Genomic DNA, 17,962 nt, shown 5'->3' with positions numbered 1-17,962 from the left:
GCAAGCTAATTACAGCCTGCTGCCTATTAAGTTTTAGTGAACAGAAAGCTGTCCTTTAGCGTCGGCGTCAGATATATTTCTCACGCCAGTTGTACCTCCTCCTTTGAGGGTTATTTCTATCGGTTGATTGGTTTTCCATGCTCCACGGGTAAAATCTGGAATATCAATTGGTTTGGAGCCATTGGCGATTGACCATTCACTCAATGGCGTAATGCAGCTCCAGGCAGCAGCGTCATAAACATCCATATCAACAGGCAGGCCGTTGCGCAAGCAGTCAATAAGGCGCCAGTCCATAATGAAATCCATGCCACCATGGCCCCCCACTTTTTTAGCCATTTCACCAACACGATTCACTATCTCCGGCGTATATTTATCCCATAACTCTTTCATTTTGGCATCATCGGCAACATCGTGTCCGAATGCAATATGCTGCAGTGGCCATTTTTGTGCGAAACATTTCGTGCCGCTCAGCATGTGAATGCGCGAATAGGGGCGTGGCGAACTAATGTCATGTTGAATCATGATGGTTCGTCCCTTCACCGTGCGAATCATCTGCATATCCATGTTGCCGCGCATCTGCTTTCCTACAAACTGCTGCAGGTCCGGACGATCAGGGGCTAACTCTTTAATGCGACTGGCCAGCGTAAAGTCATCCGACATCATGGCCGTCAGGTAATCCATCCGGTCGCCGCGGTTAATATCCATGGCTTGACAGATAGGTCCTAAGCCGTGTGTTGGATATACATTGGCTTTACGGGTATTTTCGTGCAGACGCCATAATTTGTCATAGGCACCATCGCCACCCGGCTTGTCATCTTGAGGTTTGTTGAAGTGCCAGTAGTCCAGATCGTGGATGTAGGCACCTTCGCCGTGCACTAAATCGCCAAATACGCCCTGACGAGCCATATTTAGAGTCAGCAGCTCAAAGAAGTCGTAGCAACAGTTTTCAAGAATAACGCAGTGTTTTTTAGTTTGCTCCGAAACTTCTACCATTTCCCAGCATTCGTCCATGGTTTTGGCTGTTGATACCTCTACAGCAGCGTGCTTATCGCCTTTCATGGCAGCAATAGCTACCGGTACATGCCATTCCCATGGAGTAGCAATGTATACCAGATCGACCAGGTTACTGTTGCACAGATCTTTGAAGGCGGTATCGCTGCCGGTGAATTCTTTTGCTTTGGGTAAGCCTGCCTCACTCAATATTTTCTGAGCTCCATCCAGAGCTGCCTGACGGGTGTCGCATATAGCAGTTACTTCAACACCTTCTATATGTGTCATGCGCTTAACAGCAGGGGTTCCCCTATCGCCAATTCCAACGAATCCTACACGCACGGTGTTCAATTTAGGTGCTGCATACCCGCACATGTTGAAATGCATTTTGGGCACTCTTTCGGCTCGTTCCCTAATATAGGCGACTTGTTCATTTTCATTAGGTTTGGTTGTACAACCTGCGATTGGAGCAGCTGTTACTACGCCAGCTCCCAAGGCCATGTTTTTTAGAAATGCTCGTCTGTTGGATGCCATAATTTTATCGATTTTGGAGTTATTTTAATTCTTTATTGCTCTGCACTGCTTCGGCAGCTTCATTGGCCATTTTAACTAATTGTTTCACCAATTTAGGGTGCTTATCGGCTACGTTGGTTGTTTCACCAATGTCTGTTGATAAGTCAAAAAGGTGATGTTCGTTGAGATCACCGGTCCAGTGTTTGCCCGCCAATACTAATTTCCAATTTTCAAAACGCACACTTGAAATACCACCTTTGGGTTTGAAGCCATAAATAGCAGTATGTGGCGATTTGGCTCCTGCTTGTCCGCTCATTAGTGGCCAGATGTTTTTGCCATCAATTATGCGGTCATCAGGAATTGAGGCCCCGGCAAGTTCGGCAAATGTGGTGAATAAGTCCATGGCACCAATGGGTTCATCGCAGCTGGTTCCGGCTGGTATTTGCCCTTCCCAGGTCATGATGCATGAAACGCGGATGCCACCATCGTAGCGTTCCTGATATTTTCCTTCACGCAAAACATGTGTTCTGTCGGGGTCTGTGAATCCGAATTTTCCGTAGCAGTTTTCCAGCTCCTCGTCCCGATGCACTAACGGACCATTGTCGGATGAAAAAACGATGATGGTATTGTCTTCGATCCCCAGACGTTTCAGCGTATTCATAATGATGCCAACAGAAGTGTCCAGATATTCAACGGCATCGCCATAAGCAGCTGCTTTACTGCGTCCTTCAAAACCCTTGGGTACAAACCAGGGCGTGTGTGTTTCTATATTGGCATACTGCAGGTAAAACGGCTTTTTATCTTCCTTAACAGCCCTGTAGATAAACTTACAGGCTTCGCGTGTAAACAAAGCAGGTAGTTCAGCCAGATCATTATTGTCACAGCGCTTAATAATTTGTGCCTGTTCAATAAGAGGTATGGCCGGATCGCTGATTCCATTGGGGCGCCAACCACTGTTTCCAATGCGCTCAGGGCCATGATCATTTGGGTAGGGAATGCCCAAAAAGTTATCAAATCCATGTACGCAAGGCAGGTACTGAGGCAGGTGACCTAAGTGCCATTTTCCATATAAACCGGTTGTGTATCCCTGCTCTTTTAATAGCTCCGCGATGGTTGTTTCCATTTCATCCTCAAGGCCGTGCGTGGAGTGAGGAAACAAGACAAACAAGCCTTCATTGTTGTTGATCCGGGGCGAGTAACGGCCCGTTAAAAGGGTTGCTCTTGAAGGCGTACAGGTGCCATGTGGCGCATAGAAGCTTGTAAATTTCATGCCCTTGGTTGCCAATGCATCCAGGTTAGGCGTTGAAATATCTTTTGAGCCGAAACAACTCAAATCATCATATCCAACATCATCGGCCAATATGTGGATAATATTGGGTTTATTTTTAGTTTCCTGGGCCACGATATGAATACCGAGGAAAAGCAGAAGAATTGAAAGGAGTTTTTTCATTTTAGTTAGTTTTTTAGGATTACTATCTCTAATAAATAAGATAGTCCCATTTATTTATGCGATTTAATTACCTCAAAGCTTTTCATCATCTGTTCAACTCTCTTAGGATTCTCTTCTGCCAGATTATTTTGCTGGGCAGGATCTTCTTCTATGTTGTATAATTGAGGCTCTAAAGAGAATCCGGTTTCCATATCCACTCCCCAGCTAATTTTTTTACCACCCTTATGCGGAGGTATCAATATCCACTGGCCCTCGCGGTAGCCCAGCCGGCCTTGCAGGCCTTCGGTAATGTGATGGTCGCGTCCGTCGGAAGCTTTCCCGGTTAGAGCATCCAGTAGGTTATGACTGTCAGGCCTTGTGTTTTCAATTTGCAATAAAGCAGCTATGGACGCATAGAGATCGACCTGTGAAATTAATGCATCAGACACTCCTGGCTTGATTTGCCCTTTCCATCTGGCAATAAACGGAATGTGTGTGCCGGCATCGTACAGGCTGTATTTCCCGCCTCTGAACTGCCCCCAAGGCGTGTGCTCCCCTAATAATTCTTCGGCTTGGTCCTGGTAGCCATCGTCTAAAACAGGTCCGTTATCACTTGAGAAGATCACTAAAGTATTGTCTGATAAGCCTTGCTCATCCAGTGTTTTTAAAAACTCACTGATGCACCAGTCCGCTTCCAGTATTGCATCGCCTCTTGGTCCCATTCCTGATTTTCCGGCAAAGCGCTGGTTGGGCACTCTTGGCACATGGGGCTGATGGAGGGCATAAAATAAGAAAAATGGGTTTTCTTTGTTTTGGCTTACGAACTGTTTGGCTTTAAGTAAAAAAGTATCGGCCATGTCTTCATCCACCCACAAAGCTGATTTTCCACCTTTCATATAGCCAATACGCGAAACTCCATTGGAGATGCTCATGTTGTGCCCATGACTGGGGTGAACTTTTAGTAATTCAGGATTATCCTTGCCAGTAGGCTCTCCTTCAAAGTTTTTCTTGTAGTCGACTTCTATCGGGTCGTTTTCATCCAGGTTGACTACTTGTCCATTTTCAACAAAAACAGTGGGAACACGATCGTTGGTGGCGGCCATAATGTATGAGTAGTCGAAACCTACTTCCTGGGGACCTTCGCTGATATGGGCATTCCAGTTGATGTTTCCATCGCCAAGGCCCAGGTGCCATTTCCCAACAACAGCCGTTGCGTATCCTTTCTTTTTCATAAGTTTTGGCAAGGTGCTTGCTGCTGGGTCTATTAACAGGGGAGCATTTCCTGCCAGTACAGCTGCACGCTTATTTCGCCACGGATATTCTCCGGTCAGCAGGCTGTACCTGCTTGGGGTACACGTGGCTGCGGTAGCGTATCCGTTTGTAAAACGCAGTCCTTCCGCCGCCATTTGGTCAATACCAGGAGTGTGGAGCGTGCCTGCCTGATAGCAGCTAACATCTCCAATACCCAGATCATCAGCATAGATGATAACAATATTCGGGTGTTTTTGCCCCATGTTTGTACAGGCCGCAAATAGTCCCAGTAAAAGAATGCATATGAGTGATATACCAGATTTTAGCATAGTTTTTCAGATCTAACATGATTGTTAAAAGTAAAAAGTACTTTTATCTTGTTGTAAAAATACATTACTTAAATTTAAAAATGAAATGAAAATCACATGACTTTCGTTATGTTTTTATTTTTGCATTTTGCTTGATTGTGAAATCATATGAAATACATTGTTCAGGTGTTTGCTTGTGGCCAATTAAAACTTAAAAATGTTAGATTCCACTCGGCAAGTTTTGAAAATGCTTTTTACCTGATTGATAATTTCAGGATGCTGGTCGGCAATGTTATTTGTTTCACCTGGGTCTGCCGATAAGTCATACAGTTCAATTGGGGCATTGGGGTCCTTACTGACACCATATTGAACTGCTTTCCATTTTCCCATTCTGATAGCTTTTCGACCGCCTAGCACATGGAATTCCCAATAAAGAAAATCATGTTCTTTTTGAGTTCCATTTCCTGTTAAAGTCGGAAGCATGGAGATGCCGTCAATATTCTGAGATGTGTCCGTATTTATAAGCTCAGCAAAAGTGGGCATCATGTCCCAAAAAGCGGAGATGTGATTGGATGTTGTGCCCTCCGGAATGTTACCAGGCCAGCTTGCAATAAATGGTACTCGGATACCGCCTTCGTATAAATCGCGCTTATAGCCTTTAAACGGACCGTTGCTGTCAAAGTAGTCAGGTTGAGCACCGCCTTCCAGGTGCGGACCGTTGTCGGAGGTAAAAATGATGATGGTGTTGTCACTCAAGCCAAGTTCTTCCACTTTATCAATTATTTCGCCCACCTGATCGTCCAGGAGCGTCACCATTGCAGCAAAAGCTGCGTGCGATTCGGGCTGAGAACCGTATCCACCTTTTCTAAAACCAGGGCCTTGATCGACTCCTTTATAAGCATGTTCAGGGTCGAACTTACCTCTAAAGCGTTCCATGTATTCTTCGGGAGCAAATAACTCGGCATGGGGGATGATGGATGGTACATACAAAAAGAAGGGCTTATCTTTGTTATCATCAATAAACTGAAGGGTTTTATCATGAATCAGGTTGGGGGCATAGATTCCTGCCTGTTGCCCGGCATTGGCTTCCAGCACCAAACTATCCTGGTTGGATCTTAAAAAGTAAGGGTAATAGTGGTGGCCAAGCATTTGGCAGTTATAACCAAAAAACGTATCAAAGCCCTGGTTGTTGGCATCACCCTCCGAACCCGGGTAGCCGAGGCCCCATTTACCAAATGCACCAGTTGTGTAGCCGGCTTGTTTAAAGAGTTCGGCAAGGGTGAAAGCTTCTGCTTTAAGTGGATGCTGGCCTTCCGGGCGTCGCTCTTTATTTCCCCTGATGTAAGTATGTCCGGTGTGTTGACCAGTCATTAGGGCACTTCGTGATGGTGCACAAACGGTGCTGCCTGAATAATGCTGCGTGAAGCGCATACCTCGTTCCGCCAGTTTGTCAATATTTGGGGTTGAGAACTTTTTTTGGCCATAGCAGCTTAAATCACCATAACCTAAATCGTCGGCCAGAATGTAAATGATATTTGGTTGTTGTTGCTGTTGTTGTTTTGCGGATTTTTGACCACACGAAGTAAGCATTGTGCTGAATGCTAACGCCGCTAATACTGTTTTTAAATACTGATGTAGTTTCACTGTGTTTTGTTTTAATATTTCTTAATGTCACAAATAATTCAGGCTGATGTAGCATTGTCAATTGCTTCATATTGAGATACAGTTTCACTCAAGTAAGCCGGCAGTTCACGCTTCTTTGTGTGGTTGCTACTTGTTGGTTTGGTACCATCGTTTAAAGGGTGGAAAGGCACTCTTTTTAGAATCTTTCCAACGCGAAATATAAACAAAAATCTAAAAGGGTTGAGCTTTACCTGGTTTTGATCGTCTCTTCTGTTGGTTAGACTTAATACTGGGTAGTTGCCAATTGGTGCAGGTTTATTTTAATAATCAGTTTCTACTGAAGGTTTAAAAGGCTGGTTTGTATATAACTGTGGCTTGTTAGCGGCTTGGTTTAAAAAGTATTGTGTCGAAATTGGTTCCCTGCAATGATTACTGGTAGTTACTAAAGGTGGAAAGTGAGGGCGGCTGTTTAAATTATAAAAGGAGGCGAACAGACTCCGCCTCCTTCTAAATAAAATAATTGGTGAATTATTTTTTAGATTGCTCCAGCACGGAAGTGGCTGTAGCAATTATACTCGAGATATCCGACATATTGGATGGGATAATCATTGTGTTATTAGTTTGAGCAAGCTTGCCAAATTCGTTTAAATACTGTTCTGCCACACGCAGATTAACCGCATCGATGCCGCCTTTTTCATTAATGGCCATTGCTATTTCACGAATTCCCTTTGCGGTTGCTGTGGCCACAAATTCAATTTCAGCCGCCTTACCTTCGGCTTCATTAATTCGTTTTTGTTTTTCGCCTTCCGAGCGTGCAATTAACTCTTGTCTGTCACCTTCAGCTACGTTTATTTTAGCCTGTTTTTGTCCTTCCGATTGAGCAATCATGGCGCGTTTTTCCCGTTCAGCGCGCATTTGCTTTTCCATGGCATCTTTAATGCTTTGTGGTGGTGTAATGTTCTTGACCTCGTAGCGGGTGATTTTTACACCCCAGGGTTCACTTGCTTTATCAACAGCCTCCACAATGCTGGTATTGATGGTTTCTCTTTCTTCAAATGTTTTGTCCAAATCTAAACGGCCAATAACACTGCGCATGGTTGTTTGGGCTATCTGAATAGCAGCAAAAATATAATTATCAATGCCGTAGGAGGCTTTTTTAGGGTCTATTACCTGAAGGTATAAAACGCCATCTACTTCCACGGCAATGTTGTCTTTGGTGATGCACGATTGTGAAGCAACATCAATAGCTGCTTCTTTGAGTGTATGCTTATAGGCAACTTTATCAAAAAATGGCATAAGGAAGTGAAAACCTGCAGTTAGGGTCCCATTGTATTTCCCCAGCCTCTCAATTATATATGCCGAGCGTTGAGGTACTATTTTAATACAGGATAAAAGAACAATAATAATAACTGCAATTATTGCAATCAGGATAATACTAGGTGCATCCATGAGTTTTTAAGTAAAGGGTTAGTATACGATTATTAGATTGGCTCAACTTTAAGTATGAGGCCTACTTTTCTGATTATTTTTACTTTAGCCCCGGCGTTAATGGCAGTGGTTGAGGAGGCATTCCATGTAGTCCCCTTAAATTCTACCTTGCCATCCGAATCGTGACGGATATTGACGACGCATTGACCAATACCACCAATAAACTCTTCATCGGGGTCATCAACCAGATCGGGCATGTTATAGATCTTCTTGAGTAGAAAATTGCGCAATAATAGGAGCGATATGACCGATGTTAATGCAAAAATAATAAACTGGACGGGCAGTGACGGGTCAAAAAGGTATATGCATAAGGCTGTTACCCAGGCTCCAATGCCAAAAAATAAGATAAAAACTCCCGGAATTATGAATTCGAGCAGGAGCAGGGCAGCACCGGCTATAAACCAGATGACAGCTGCGTTGGATAGGATTTCCATAATTGTGTTATGTTGGTTCAGTTAATTAAATATAAACATAATTGTGAGCGCAAACAAAACTATATTATGGAATTATAAAAAAAAGAGAGGCCTGTTTAGAGACCTCTCTGGTTATTAACTTATTATGAGTTCTTCATGATGTCTCTTGCCTGGTGAAAAATGGCAAGGCCACCTGTTGATGTTTCTTTGTAGATGTTTGGTAAGTCATGTCCGGTTTGTTTCATGGCTTTCACCACTTCATCAAAGGTTATTCGGTGGCGACCATCGGACAGCAGAACGTAGGTGTTATGATTTAAAGCCCGGGCGGCAGCAAAGGCATTGCGCTCAATGCAAGGTATTTGAACCAGGCCGGCAATTGGATCGCAGGTGAGTCCTAAGTGGTGTTCAAGGCCCATTTCAGCTGAGTATTCAACCTGGTAAATAGTGCCACCAAAAAGCTGTGTAGCTGCAGCAGAAGCCATTGCACAAGCTGTTCCTACCTCTCCCTGACAGCCCACTTCGGCTCCTGAAATGGAAGCATTGTATTTAACAAGGTTACCTATTAATCCTGCAGTTGCCAATGCCCGCAATATTTTTTTATCCGAGGCCCCATAGTAAGTTTCCACAAACTTTAATACAGCAGGTAATACGCCGCTTGCGCCACAGGTTGGTGCAGTTACAATGGTACCCCCTGAGGCATTTTGTTCTGATACAGCCAGCGCGTAAGCAAAGATCATGGAGCGTCGTTCCATTTTACCGCTAAAGTTTTTGGCTTTGGTATAATAGGATGCGGCTTTACGCGCCAGCTTAAGAGAGCCTGGTAGTACACCTTCTTCATCGAGGCCTTTGCTAACCGATGCTTTCATTGTTTTCCATACTTTTCCCAGGTATTTCCATATTTCTGGGCCCTCAACTTCTTCAACGTATTCCCATAACTGTTTGCCGTTAACTTCGCACCATTTTAGAATATCTTCGAGTGTAGTTAGTTCGTAAATAGAAACGGTTTCCTCTTTGGTGAAGTCATCCACAACAGTGCCGCCCCCAACACTGTAGGCAGTCCATCTGTCTATTTCTTTATCTTCTCCATCATAGGCATAAAAAGTTAAGGCATTGGAGTGGCGGGGTAAAAATTCATTGGGTTTCCATTCAACCGAGAGCGGGAAATTCTTCTTTTTAAAAACCTGCTCAATCGCGTAGTCAGTGAGGTGCCCTTTCCCTGTTGCAGCGAGGCTTCCGTATAGAGTTACTTTATATTTGGCTGCCTCAGGCTGGCGTTTAATAAACATTTCAGCCGCTTTTTTGGGGCCCATGGTGTGGCTGCTTGATGGGCCACTGCCAATTTTATATATTTCTTTAATTGATTCCATCATACCGTTATCTGTTTATAAGTGCAAATGTAGTGAAAGCTTGGCATCATTAGATCCTCAATAACTTTATTATGGAAATAACTGATGTTTATTGTTTTGGGTGATTATCAGCCTTGAAATACAGAAATTTATGCCTTAATTTTAGAGTAATCAATCCTCCACATCATGAAACAACTAATTCCTAATCAACTCCTTTACGACCTTGCTGCTAATTTTGATCGCCACCCGCATGCAACCGTGTCTTCCAGTTACTGGGCACACTTTTTATCCTCAGGAAGTCATATCTGGATGGATACCGGCGATATTGAAAGTGTAAGAGAGTTATGGACCAATGAATTTTCGGCTCTAACAACTAATAATACCTTGCTCAATGCAGAGGTGCAGAAAGGAAGCTATGATAAGCTGTTTGCCCTTTTATCAGACCAGCTTAAGAGCAGTGATGAGCAGCAGACTGTTAAGGAGATAGCATTTTGTATCAATGCAATACACGGTTTACGGCTGGCCAAGCTCTTTAACTGTAATGTTAGTGTTGAGCTGCATACCGATTATGCGGATGATGCAGAAGAAACATTTCAAGCTGGCAAGCGCTTATTTGAACTATGTAAACAACACTTTATTATTAAGGTGCCCTTTACAGCTGCAGGACTGATTGGGGCCCGTCAATTACATGAAGCTGGTATACCAGTTAATTTAACCCTTGGCTTTAGTGTACGGCAGAATGTGATTGCCAGTTTGGTTGCTAAGCCAGCTTATTGTAATGTTTTTGTTGGTCGGATAAGCGCCTACTTTAGAACAAATAATTTAGGTGGAGACATGGATATTGGGGAGAAGGTGACCGCAGAAACTCAAAAGTGTTTACGGAAAGTAAATGAACGGGGCTATGCCAATACCAAGTTGATTGCCGCAAGTATCAGAGAGCCGCAGCAGCTAATAAAACTGGCAGGAACAGATGTGCTGACCATTCCCTTAAAAGTGGTTGAAGGAGCTCAAGCCGACGGGGCAATGCCATCAGGTTCAGGTATCGTGCATAATACTCATTGGGTGGATGAAAATGTCGCCAGGCAATTTAATCTGAAGCACTTGTGGCAGGCAAGTAAGCAAGAAAAGGACGTTGCAATGCGTTTGTCAAACAAGGTGCCTATTTCTGTGAGTGAGTTGGTTGAGCAGTTTCATGAGTATGGTTGCCATGATATTTTTCCAGACTGGAACGAGAATGAGTTAAACCACCTTAAAAGTGACGGGAAAATTCCATTACATATGAAGTGGGCTGGAAAAATTGAAAATTATCAGCTAGGCATAGACACCTTACTAAACAAGGCCGGATTATATGCTTTTGTGAGCGATCAGCAACAGCTCGATAATAAAATCAAGGGGGTATTACAATAATGGCCTCAGAAACTTTAGTGCTGCTGAGGCCATGAGCGATTACTCCACTTCCGGTTCAATGTCGGTAGCAGGTAGTTCTTCTTGGGTATTGGTTGATTCAATTGGCTTTAGGTGCGAAGGGATGTCCTCATTGAGCTCATCTCCCTTAAAATAAGGAAAGAAATCAAGTATGGGGCTCTCTGCAATGGCATTGATGTCGAAGTCAACCGTGAGGCCTCCCATGCCTTGGTGTATTTTATCGTAAGCGTCTTTTACATTGCTGGCCAGCACTAATATCTGATTGCTTACTTTTTTTTCTTTTCCCGATTTTTCATCAACCGATGCGAATGAAATCTTACTTTTATACCAGATGTCACCATCTTCGTTTTCAAAAATCTCGGTATAATTGGCTTTGCGGATATTTGTGACCATAAACTCGCCACGTATCATCGATTCCATTTCTTTGTATATTCTGGATTCGGCCTCGGTAAATGAAACAGCATCTATTAAATAGGTTTCACTAACTTTTTTTTCTTTTCCGGATTGTTCGTCAATTTTTTCGTATTTGACCTTACACTCAAATAAGTTTTGCATGGCAATATTTTTTTATAAGACAAAGATAAAACAGAATGACTCATGCCAAAACCGATATTTGTTAAAAGGTAAATGTTTTATGAAGAGGTGTTGTTGATGATTGATATAGAGTTGTTAATGGCTTAAAAAACTTCTGCAAAGGTAATGTAGATGCCACTTTCTCCTTTTGCCCAGCCATAGTCTACCCGAATATTCATTCTGGGTTGAATTTCAGCTCTGAGTCCAACTCCTGCGTTTGGCAGCCAGTTTTTAAGTAAATCGACAGAGGGAGCAACGGCCCCTGCTCCCAGCCAGGTTACATAACCAAACCGGCTGTTGTAGTTATTTTTTTTATTAAGTTTTTTTCGCATAAACATGTGGCGATATTCGAGAGTCCCAAACAGCATATTGTCGTCCCTAAATCGTCCAATTGTGTAGCCGCGCATATTATCAACTCCTCCGAGCATGGCTTTATCCGTCCAGGGGGGCTTGCCTTCTAATGTAAAGCGCCCTTTTATTTGCCAGGCCAATGTTCTTCTTTCTCTTCGAATTGTTTGATATTGCCTGTAGTCCAAATCCACAATGTTGTAATTGGTATTGCCTCCCAAAAATGTTGCAAAACTGGTAAAAATACCACTTATGAATAGGCCTTTGTAGGCATTTTGAACAAAGTCGCGGGTATCATAGCTTACTTCAATCCCTATGCCGGTGTTAAAAATATCTGTTCCATCGGCAATAATATTCGCATCACTGGCCATAAAGTCGCTGACATTGGAGGCCTGTGTTTGATTTATGTCAACCACAGCCCCAATAAACATTTTACCATTGGTTCTAAATAGAAGTCTTTGATAGAAGCGCCAATGATTGCGAGAATAGGCGGTTGTTGAATCTGGTGTTGATAACTCGTTAGCCCTGTCGTAGCCAACACCCCAGTAATTGTCTGGCATGTCTCTTAACTGAAACTCTCCGATGGAACGGATATTGTCGTCTTTCCAGTAAATAACATTAACGGCACGCACAGTGAACGAGCCGTTGGAGCTATAGCCAACAGAGAAAGGGATTGAGGATAAATTCAGAAGTTTGTCTTTGTAAGTTTTAAAAGTGATAAGGCCACCGCCAGATAACAAAAATTGGGTTTCGGGTGTATAGCTGGGAGCTAAATAAGGCATGAGCTTAAAGCTGCGTTTATTTATTTCTGCAAACCGAAGCGAATCTAAATTATTTAGGATTTTATTACCAAGCGAGTCTACTTGAGCAATACCATGAATGGTAATTGAAGCGATGATGAATGCGGATAGAAATAGCTTTTTCACAAGTGTAGTTTATCTGTAATGGTATTGATCACAAATTTAGGGAGAAAAAATTAGAAAATCTTACTATTGTAAGGTGTTGTTATTCAGTGATTAATGGTAATGTTATTGATGGAATGGAATTTTTTTCGGAAAAATTCAAAAAAAATGTACGTCCACAGGCTGGTATGTTTGTCTAACTAGTGTAAACAAAAATGAAATTGATATGAATGCTAAAGCGATAAGGCGTAATTTGTACAAAGTTTTAAGAAAAACTGGTGTGCCAAAGAACCGAATTAGTGAAGAAGCCTCGCTACGTGATGAACTTTTTGTTGATGATTTAGATATGAATTGTTTCTTATTTTACCTGGAAACACGTTTCGATTTGGCTATTCAAAACGATGAGATACCGCAATTGACCTCTGTTAAATCAACGATTGATTATTTACAGAAGCATTGTGCCTGAAATTTTTCAATGACCAATCCCATGAGGTTGTTTCCAAACAAGACTATAAAACCACTCATTTTATCGTCCCATCAACTTATTTGGAAACAACCTTTGTTTTTTTAAAAACTTTTTCAAGTTCATCGTCGGGTCGGATGATGTTGTAGTCTTTCCAAAATTCCTCGTCTGTTTCTTTTATTTGATCTGCCAGAATGTATCTGGATTTATATGTTTCGGATGGCTTTAGCTTGTACTTTTCGTTGATTTCGCAGTGACTGATTAGCAGTTCGCTGGTAGCAGTGAACAGGGAGTTGATTTTCTGGTTTTTATCGTTGATGCGCAAAACAATCTCACCTTTAACACGGTTAAGGATCCATTTATTGTTGAATAGCCGGTAGTCGATATAGTAAACAGCATCCAAAGGTTTGACCTTAATTTTTTTGGAGGCTTTTCTAATAAGCGTTTTGCCACTTGATTTCAAAGCTTTGTTAGTGAGTTTAAATTCGCTCCTGACAAGGGCAAAGTTTTGAGAGTGGATATACAGAGTGCCATTGTAAAGTAAGTCGCCATTGTCATGGATGGGTTTAAATTTTACTTTGTACACAATTTCATCATTTAATATATCAATGCCATCGTAGGTGTATTTATAGAGTGACCTGTCTGCCTGGTAAAAGTCCTGATAGCGAGCGATGTCGATTCGCGAAAACTGAAAGGGGCCTCCTTCTAGTTTGAAATCGATAAAATCCATGGAACGCAGGTCGTTTTTTTTGCGCCCTTTTATAAAACGCACGCGCTCAAGGCTGGCCGGATTTCTATAGCCAGGTTTTATGATATTGATGATTGCTTCCGATACCTGCACGTAAACTTCATCCTGGCGAATTGTTTCACGGAAAAAGCCTTCAAGTAAGGCTTGTTGCTCAAAGTAATTGCTATTGTGGTTGCGAATGAGCAGGTCAATTATGTGTTGTGGGTTTTTATAGGTTATTTCCACTTCGCTCAGCTGCACTGTGGTAGGTGAAAGGGGGATGTTAATAATTGTATCGGCTGGTGGAACAGTGATGAAGTTAGTGCTATAGCCCAAAAATGAAAAGGCTAATTGTTCGCCAGAGTAAGGGCGGGGCAACTTGATTTCAAACTGCCCTTCTGAATTGGTAATTGAGCCAAGCGGCTTATTGATCACTGCAATATTAACCAAAGGCAGGTTTTTTTTATTTGTTTGGTCGTAAACAGTTCCTCTGATAACTATGTTTCGCGATGGCCCCGCTTCAGGTATCTTTTTGCTGATAATAATTTGTCCATCCAGGTATTTTATATCAACAGCATTTAGCTGTAATACATCTTGCACTATTAACAGGGCATGTTTATTATGGTAGTTCACCTTCACCACACTATCGTGTGGCACCGCATTAACGTCGTATGCAATATCTATTGCGGTTTTATTGGTTAATGTATCGAACAGGGCTTCGATAGTAATGCGCTCTTGTGTGATGGATGTAATTTGCCCGTAGGTGTTGGATAGTAAATAAATAAAGCAAAGTGTAAGTCCGTATTTACTTAAAATTTGCTTATTCATTGGTGAAGTTTTTTTGGGGTTATTGTCTGTGTTACTACATTACAATGTATAGATTTATTTTAACAAACCTTCACTGGAAAACAGCTTTTATCCTTTATCGAGTTTGGGTTATTGGGTGTTTTCTATCAGGTATACACCACCTTGCTTTTTGTATTGCAGATTAAATGATGTGCATACGGATTCTAAAACATGATCCAGCGAGTACTGACTGAAGGTGGCATTTAATACCTTATCTTTTGTTTCAACATTTGCACTTATCTCAATGTTAATGTGATAGGTAGCCTCAATTGAACGTATTACATCACTTAGTGCTGTGTTATTGAATTCTAACTCTTTTGTTTTCCAGGCTTTGTAGTTGCCTGTGGTAATTTTCCGTGTTTTTAAGGTGTTCGAAAGAGTGGAATAATTCACTGCATCGCCGGCTTCGAGGATGACGTTATCTTCACCTAGTTTGGAGTTGACTTTCACTTTGCCGCTGCTAACAACCACTTCGGTAATGGCACCTCCTTTATAGGCTTTAACATTAAAAGAGGTTCCCAGTACCTTTATTGTAAGCTGTTCTGTTTCTATGATAAACGGCGTAGTTTCATCTCTTTGTACGTCAAAAAAGGCTTCTCCAGTGAGTTTAACCACTCTGGTTTTTCCTTTAAATTTAGCTGGAAAGGAGAGGGTACTGCCAAAATTAAGGTCAACAGATGTGCCATCGGACAAGTGAATTTGTTCTACCGTTTCAGCCGTTGTTACAATGTTCTCTCTTTGCTGGATAAAGATGTTGAAGAGTGTAATCGATGTCAGGATGATAGCCACAGTTGCAGCAATGCTGGCATATTTCTTAAATACGATTGATTTTTTCGAAGCGTGCACTTGTAATTTTACCTTACTCCATGCTTTATCAGTATCAATACTTTTAAGTGCCTGGGCATAATGGGTATCTCCCCATAGCTTTTTAACCTGCTTTTCAATATCCGGGTTGTTGGCCAGCTCTTTTTGAAGAAGCTCATGCTCTTTTGTGCTTAGCTCTCCCGAAACATCTTTAGCCAACAGGCTCCAGCTTATATGTTCATTTTCTTTCTTCATCATTCTCACAATTAAAGCATTATCATTATTATCAGGGATGCCAACAATTGCTTTTTTAATGGATGCAGCTGTTCTCTCAGGTACTTAAGTGCTTTACCCATTTGTACTTCAACTGTTTTAGGCGAAATATTGAGCTTCTCAGCTATCTCTTTGTATTTTAAACCGTCCATGCGACTCATTTTAAATATGCGCCTGCGTTGCTCGGGCAGTTCGTCAATTACGCTGTTTATTTTTTGCAGATATACATTTTCGTTAAATGACATCCGCACGGGCTCAATGGTTTCAATATGAGCTTTTTCGTATTCGCGCACTACCTTTTGGTGCTTTAGTTCGTTGGTACAGCGGTTGCGCACAGCTACAACCAAAAAACCTCTCAACGATTGGATGTCCATAACAGAGCGTTTTTCCCACATTTTTACAAATACACTCTGAACAATACTTTCAGATAAATCCTGATCTCCCAGGTACTTCTGCGCCAATAGTACTAGATGCGGATAGTAGTTTTTGAAAACTAATTCAAAAGCATGCTCATCACCTGCTTTGATTCTTTTCAAAAGCACTTTGTCCTGTGTATTTGAATCCAATTGACCGGTCATCTGCAACTAGTTTATTAAAGGACATGTTTGTCAGGTTTTTCCCTTATTCAATTTACAACTTTTTTTGCTTCTGGGTGTAAATAGCTTTGCTGGAGATTATTGTAGCCAACCAAAAACTGTTACTAAAGCTGCATGATCAGAGGGGAACCCATTTGCATGCTCATCAATCAGGTAGCTCATTTGCGGCGACAAGCGTTCGCCCTTATAGTAGATGAAGTTGGTACGGTTTTTCATTATGCTGTCGAAGCGGGGAGAGATGGTATATCCGAAATGTTGGGTTTCATCAGGATGAATACTTCGGTAGGTGTCTGTTAGCTCATTCCTTTCAAAGAGGAGACTTGTTGGGTACTGGATAGCGAGCCCATAGTTGTGTCGGGCGTTTTTGCTAGTCCAATCGAGGTGCGAGCCACTATTAAAGTCGCCGGCAACAATTATTGGCTTTTCATTAGCTTTATCAATGTGGTGTTTTAATTCGCTCAAAATAAATTGAGCTTCTTTTCCTCTGGTCATTGATTCCCACGCAAGTATGGAATCGGTTTCAGCTGTTCCGGACTGGATGTAGGCCGATAAATCGGGTGTTGCCGACAGTTGTATCGGACACACAATAAGCGATTGGTCAGTAGCTAAACCGATCTCGATGCAACCGATGGTTTCAGGCTGAAAAATGTTAGAAGTATTGATGATAGGGTACCTGCTCAATACGCATAAGTTTGTGTTTCTCTGATAGAGTGTGTAGTTCAAAGCGTCAGCAATAAAAGCTGCTTTGCCACCGCTTTGCTGCAGTAAGACAATGTCAGGATCTTCCTGAGAAATTACATTCGTAATGCGCTGCAAGCCAACAAAACGGCCATCTTGCTTACCGCCATCCCAAATATTCCAGGTCATCACCTTGAATTGCTCCCCTGCTTTTGGAGCGCTCAGGCACTTTTGTTCTCTTTTTCGATATAAAGCTTCTATTTCGTTGGCGGTAATAACCCTTGACCAAACCATTAAGTCGTCCAGTTCTCCGTTAAACAAATCTTTGGCCTGCTGATTATTGCTACTAACTCCCAGGTGGATTAACGGACTTTGAATATTTAACTGGTTGTTTTGCAGTGATAGAACAGCAACATTTTTCCCATCGTAATAAAGGCGAGCCTCCTCGTGGTTGAGGTCGTAGGAAAAAGCCAGCAAATGCCAGTTGCCATCATTAATCGTTTGTTTTTGGGTGGGTGCATAGTCCCAGGTGGAATTGCTATCGGACAACCACCACTGCCAAGCTCCATTGGCTGGTGTTTTAATTTGCCACCCTTGGGTGCCAACCGAGTCGGTACTCGTGTGCGAGATAATGGTGTAACTCTCTGGGTCGGAAGGGTATTTCTTTACCCAGAAAGCAATGGTATAGCCTTGGTAATCGCTTAGGAGTGAGTTGTTCTTGAGTTTTATGGACAGTGGCTGACGCGTAGTGGCATTAATTGACAAATCCAGTGAGGTGTCATTTTTGGTATAGGCGTAGGAAACAGCTTGTGGTCCGTAGATCGCTGTTTTAACCATTCCATCATTTTTTAGAGTATTGTTGAAGTGATAAGCAATAAGCGGGTTGCTGATGGGTTCATCTTTTTGACACGCAGATAGCGCTAATAGCAGCAGTCCTGTTAGTATCCAATTAAAGTTTTTTACCAT

Annotated in this window: 15 protein-coding genes; 2 read left to right on the top strand and 13 right to left on the bottom strand. The window is 42.2% G+C overall.

All coding sequences use genetic code 11. From position 1 onward, the window contains the following. Positions 1-33: 33 nt before the first annotated feature. From ACSX1H_RS12125 to ACSX1H_RS12095, 7 genes are all read right to left on the bottom strand, one after another. Positions 34-1,524 carry a Gfo/Idh/MocA family protein gene (locus ACSX1H_RS12125; protein WP_439184273.1) on the bottom strand — a complete coding sequence of 497 codons (1,491 nt, stop codon included), beginning with the start codon at positions 1,522-1,524 and terminating at the stop codon, positions 34-36. Positions 1,525-1,543: 19 nt separating this feature from the next. Next, positions 1,544-2,953 (bottom strand): sulfatase family protein, encoded by a 1,410-nt coding sequence (locus ACSX1H_RS12120; RefSeq protein ID WP_439184271.1) that lies wholly within the window; start codon positions 2,951-2,953, stop codon positions 1,544-1,546. A gap of 50 nt (positions 2,954-3,003) precedes the next feature. Further along, complete coding sequence (locus tag ACSX1H_RS12115) at positions 3,004-4,512, bottom strand: sulfatase family protein (RefSeq protein ID WP_439184269.1); 1,509 nt, start codon at positions 4,510-4,512, stop codon at positions 3,004-3,006. A 183-nt stretch (positions 4,513-4,695) separates the two neighbouring features. Next, positions 4,696-6,135: an arylsulfatase gene (locus tag ACSX1H_RS12110; protein ID WP_439184267.1), complete on the bottom strand. Its 1,440-nt coding sequence runs from the start codon at positions 6,133-6,135 to the stop codon at positions 4,696-4,698. A gap of 507 nt (positions 6,136-6,642) precedes the next feature. Next, positions 6,643-7,563 carry an SPFH domain-containing protein gene (locus tag ACSX1H_RS12105; RefSeq protein WP_439184265.1) on the bottom strand — a complete coding sequence of 307 codons (921 nt, stop codon included), beginning with the start codon at positions 7,561-7,563 and terminating at the stop codon, positions 6,643-6,645. A gap of 32 nt (positions 7,564-7,595) precedes the next feature. Then, positions 7,596-8,036 carry an NfeD family protein gene (locus tag ACSX1H_RS12100; protein WP_439184263.1) on the bottom strand — a complete coding sequence of 147 codons (441 nt, stop codon included), beginning with the start codon at positions 8,034-8,036 and terminating at the stop codon, positions 7,596-7,598. 122 nt (positions 8,037-8,158) lie between these two features. After that, entirely contained in the window at positions 8,159-9,385 is a 1,227-nt protein-coding gene (locus ACSX1H_RS12095) for an L-serine ammonia-lyase (protein ID WP_439184262.1), read from the bottom strand. A 162-nt stretch (positions 9,386-9,547) separates the two neighbouring features. On the opposite strand from ACSX1H_RS12095, the gene ACSX1H_RS12090 reads away from it, so the two are divergent. Next, entirely contained in the window at positions 9,548-10,768 is a 1,221-nt protein-coding gene (locus ACSX1H_RS12090; RefSeq protein WP_439184260.1) for a transaldolase family protein, read from the top strand. Between the two features lie 39 nt (positions 10,769-10,807). Here ACSX1H_RS12090 and ACSX1H_RS12085 read toward each other — a convergent pair whose 3' ends face one another. Continuing rightward, complete coding sequence (locus ACSX1H_RS12085; protein WP_439184258.1) at positions 10,808-11,341, bottom strand: DUF4494 domain-containing protein; 534 nt, start codon at positions 11,339-11,341, stop codon at positions 10,808-10,810. A gap of 122 nt (positions 11,342-11,463) precedes the next feature. Beyond that, a complete protein-coding gene (locus ACSX1H_RS12080; RefSeq protein WP_439184256.1) occupies positions 11,464-12,633 on the bottom strand; it encodes a BamA/TamA family outer membrane protein in 1,170 nt (389 codons plus the stop codon). Positions 12,634-12,835: 202 nt separating this feature from the next. Here ACSX1H_RS12080 and ACSX1H_RS12075 point away from each other — a divergent pair, with 202 nt between their 5' ends. Continuing rightward, positions 12,836-13,075 (top strand): acyl carrier protein, encoded by a 240-nt coding sequence (locus tag ACSX1H_RS12075; protein ID WP_439184254.1) that lies wholly within the window; start codon positions 12,836-12,838, stop codon positions 13,073-13,075. A gap of 76 nt (positions 13,076-13,151) precedes the next feature. Here ACSX1H_RS12075 and ACSX1H_RS12070 read toward each other — a convergent pair whose 3' ends face one another. From ACSX1H_RS12070 to ACSX1H_RS12055, 4 genes are all read right to left on the bottom strand, one after another. Then, complete coding sequence (locus ACSX1H_RS12070; protein ID WP_439184252.1) at positions 13,152-14,627, bottom strand: carboxypeptidase-like regulatory domain-containing protein; 1,476 nt, start codon at positions 14,625-14,627, stop codon at positions 13,152-13,154. A gap of 108 nt (positions 14,628-14,735) precedes the next feature. Further along, on the bottom strand, positions 14,736-15,707 hold the full coding sequence (locus ACSX1H_RS12065; protein WP_439184250.1) for a FecR family protein: 972 nt from the start codon (positions 15,705-15,707) through the stop codon (positions 14,736-14,738). Positions 15,708-15,715: 8 nt separating this feature from the next. Beyond that, positions 15,716-16,300, bottom strand: coding sequence for an RNA polymerase sigma-70 factor (locus tag ACSX1H_RS12060; RefSeq protein WP_439184248.1), 585 nt, complete (start codon positions 16,298-16,300; stop codon positions 15,716-15,718). Positions 16,301-16,396: 96 nt separating this feature from the next. Further along, positions 16,397-17,962 carry a LamG-like jellyroll fold domain-containing protein gene (locus ACSX1H_RS12055; RefSeq protein WP_439184247.1) on the bottom strand — a complete coding sequence of 522 codons (1,566 nt, stop codon included), beginning with the start codon at positions 17,960-17,962 and terminating at the stop codon, positions 16,397-16,399.

Source organism: Carboxylicivirga taeanensis, from assembly GCF_051851475.1.
Classification (GTDB): Bacteria; Bacteroidota; Bacteroidia; order Bacteroidales; family Marinilabiliaceae; genus Carboxylicivirga; species Carboxylicivirga taeanensis.
Note: the sequence above shows the minus strand (reverse complement) of the source record. Positions and strands in the feature narration are given on the sequence as shown.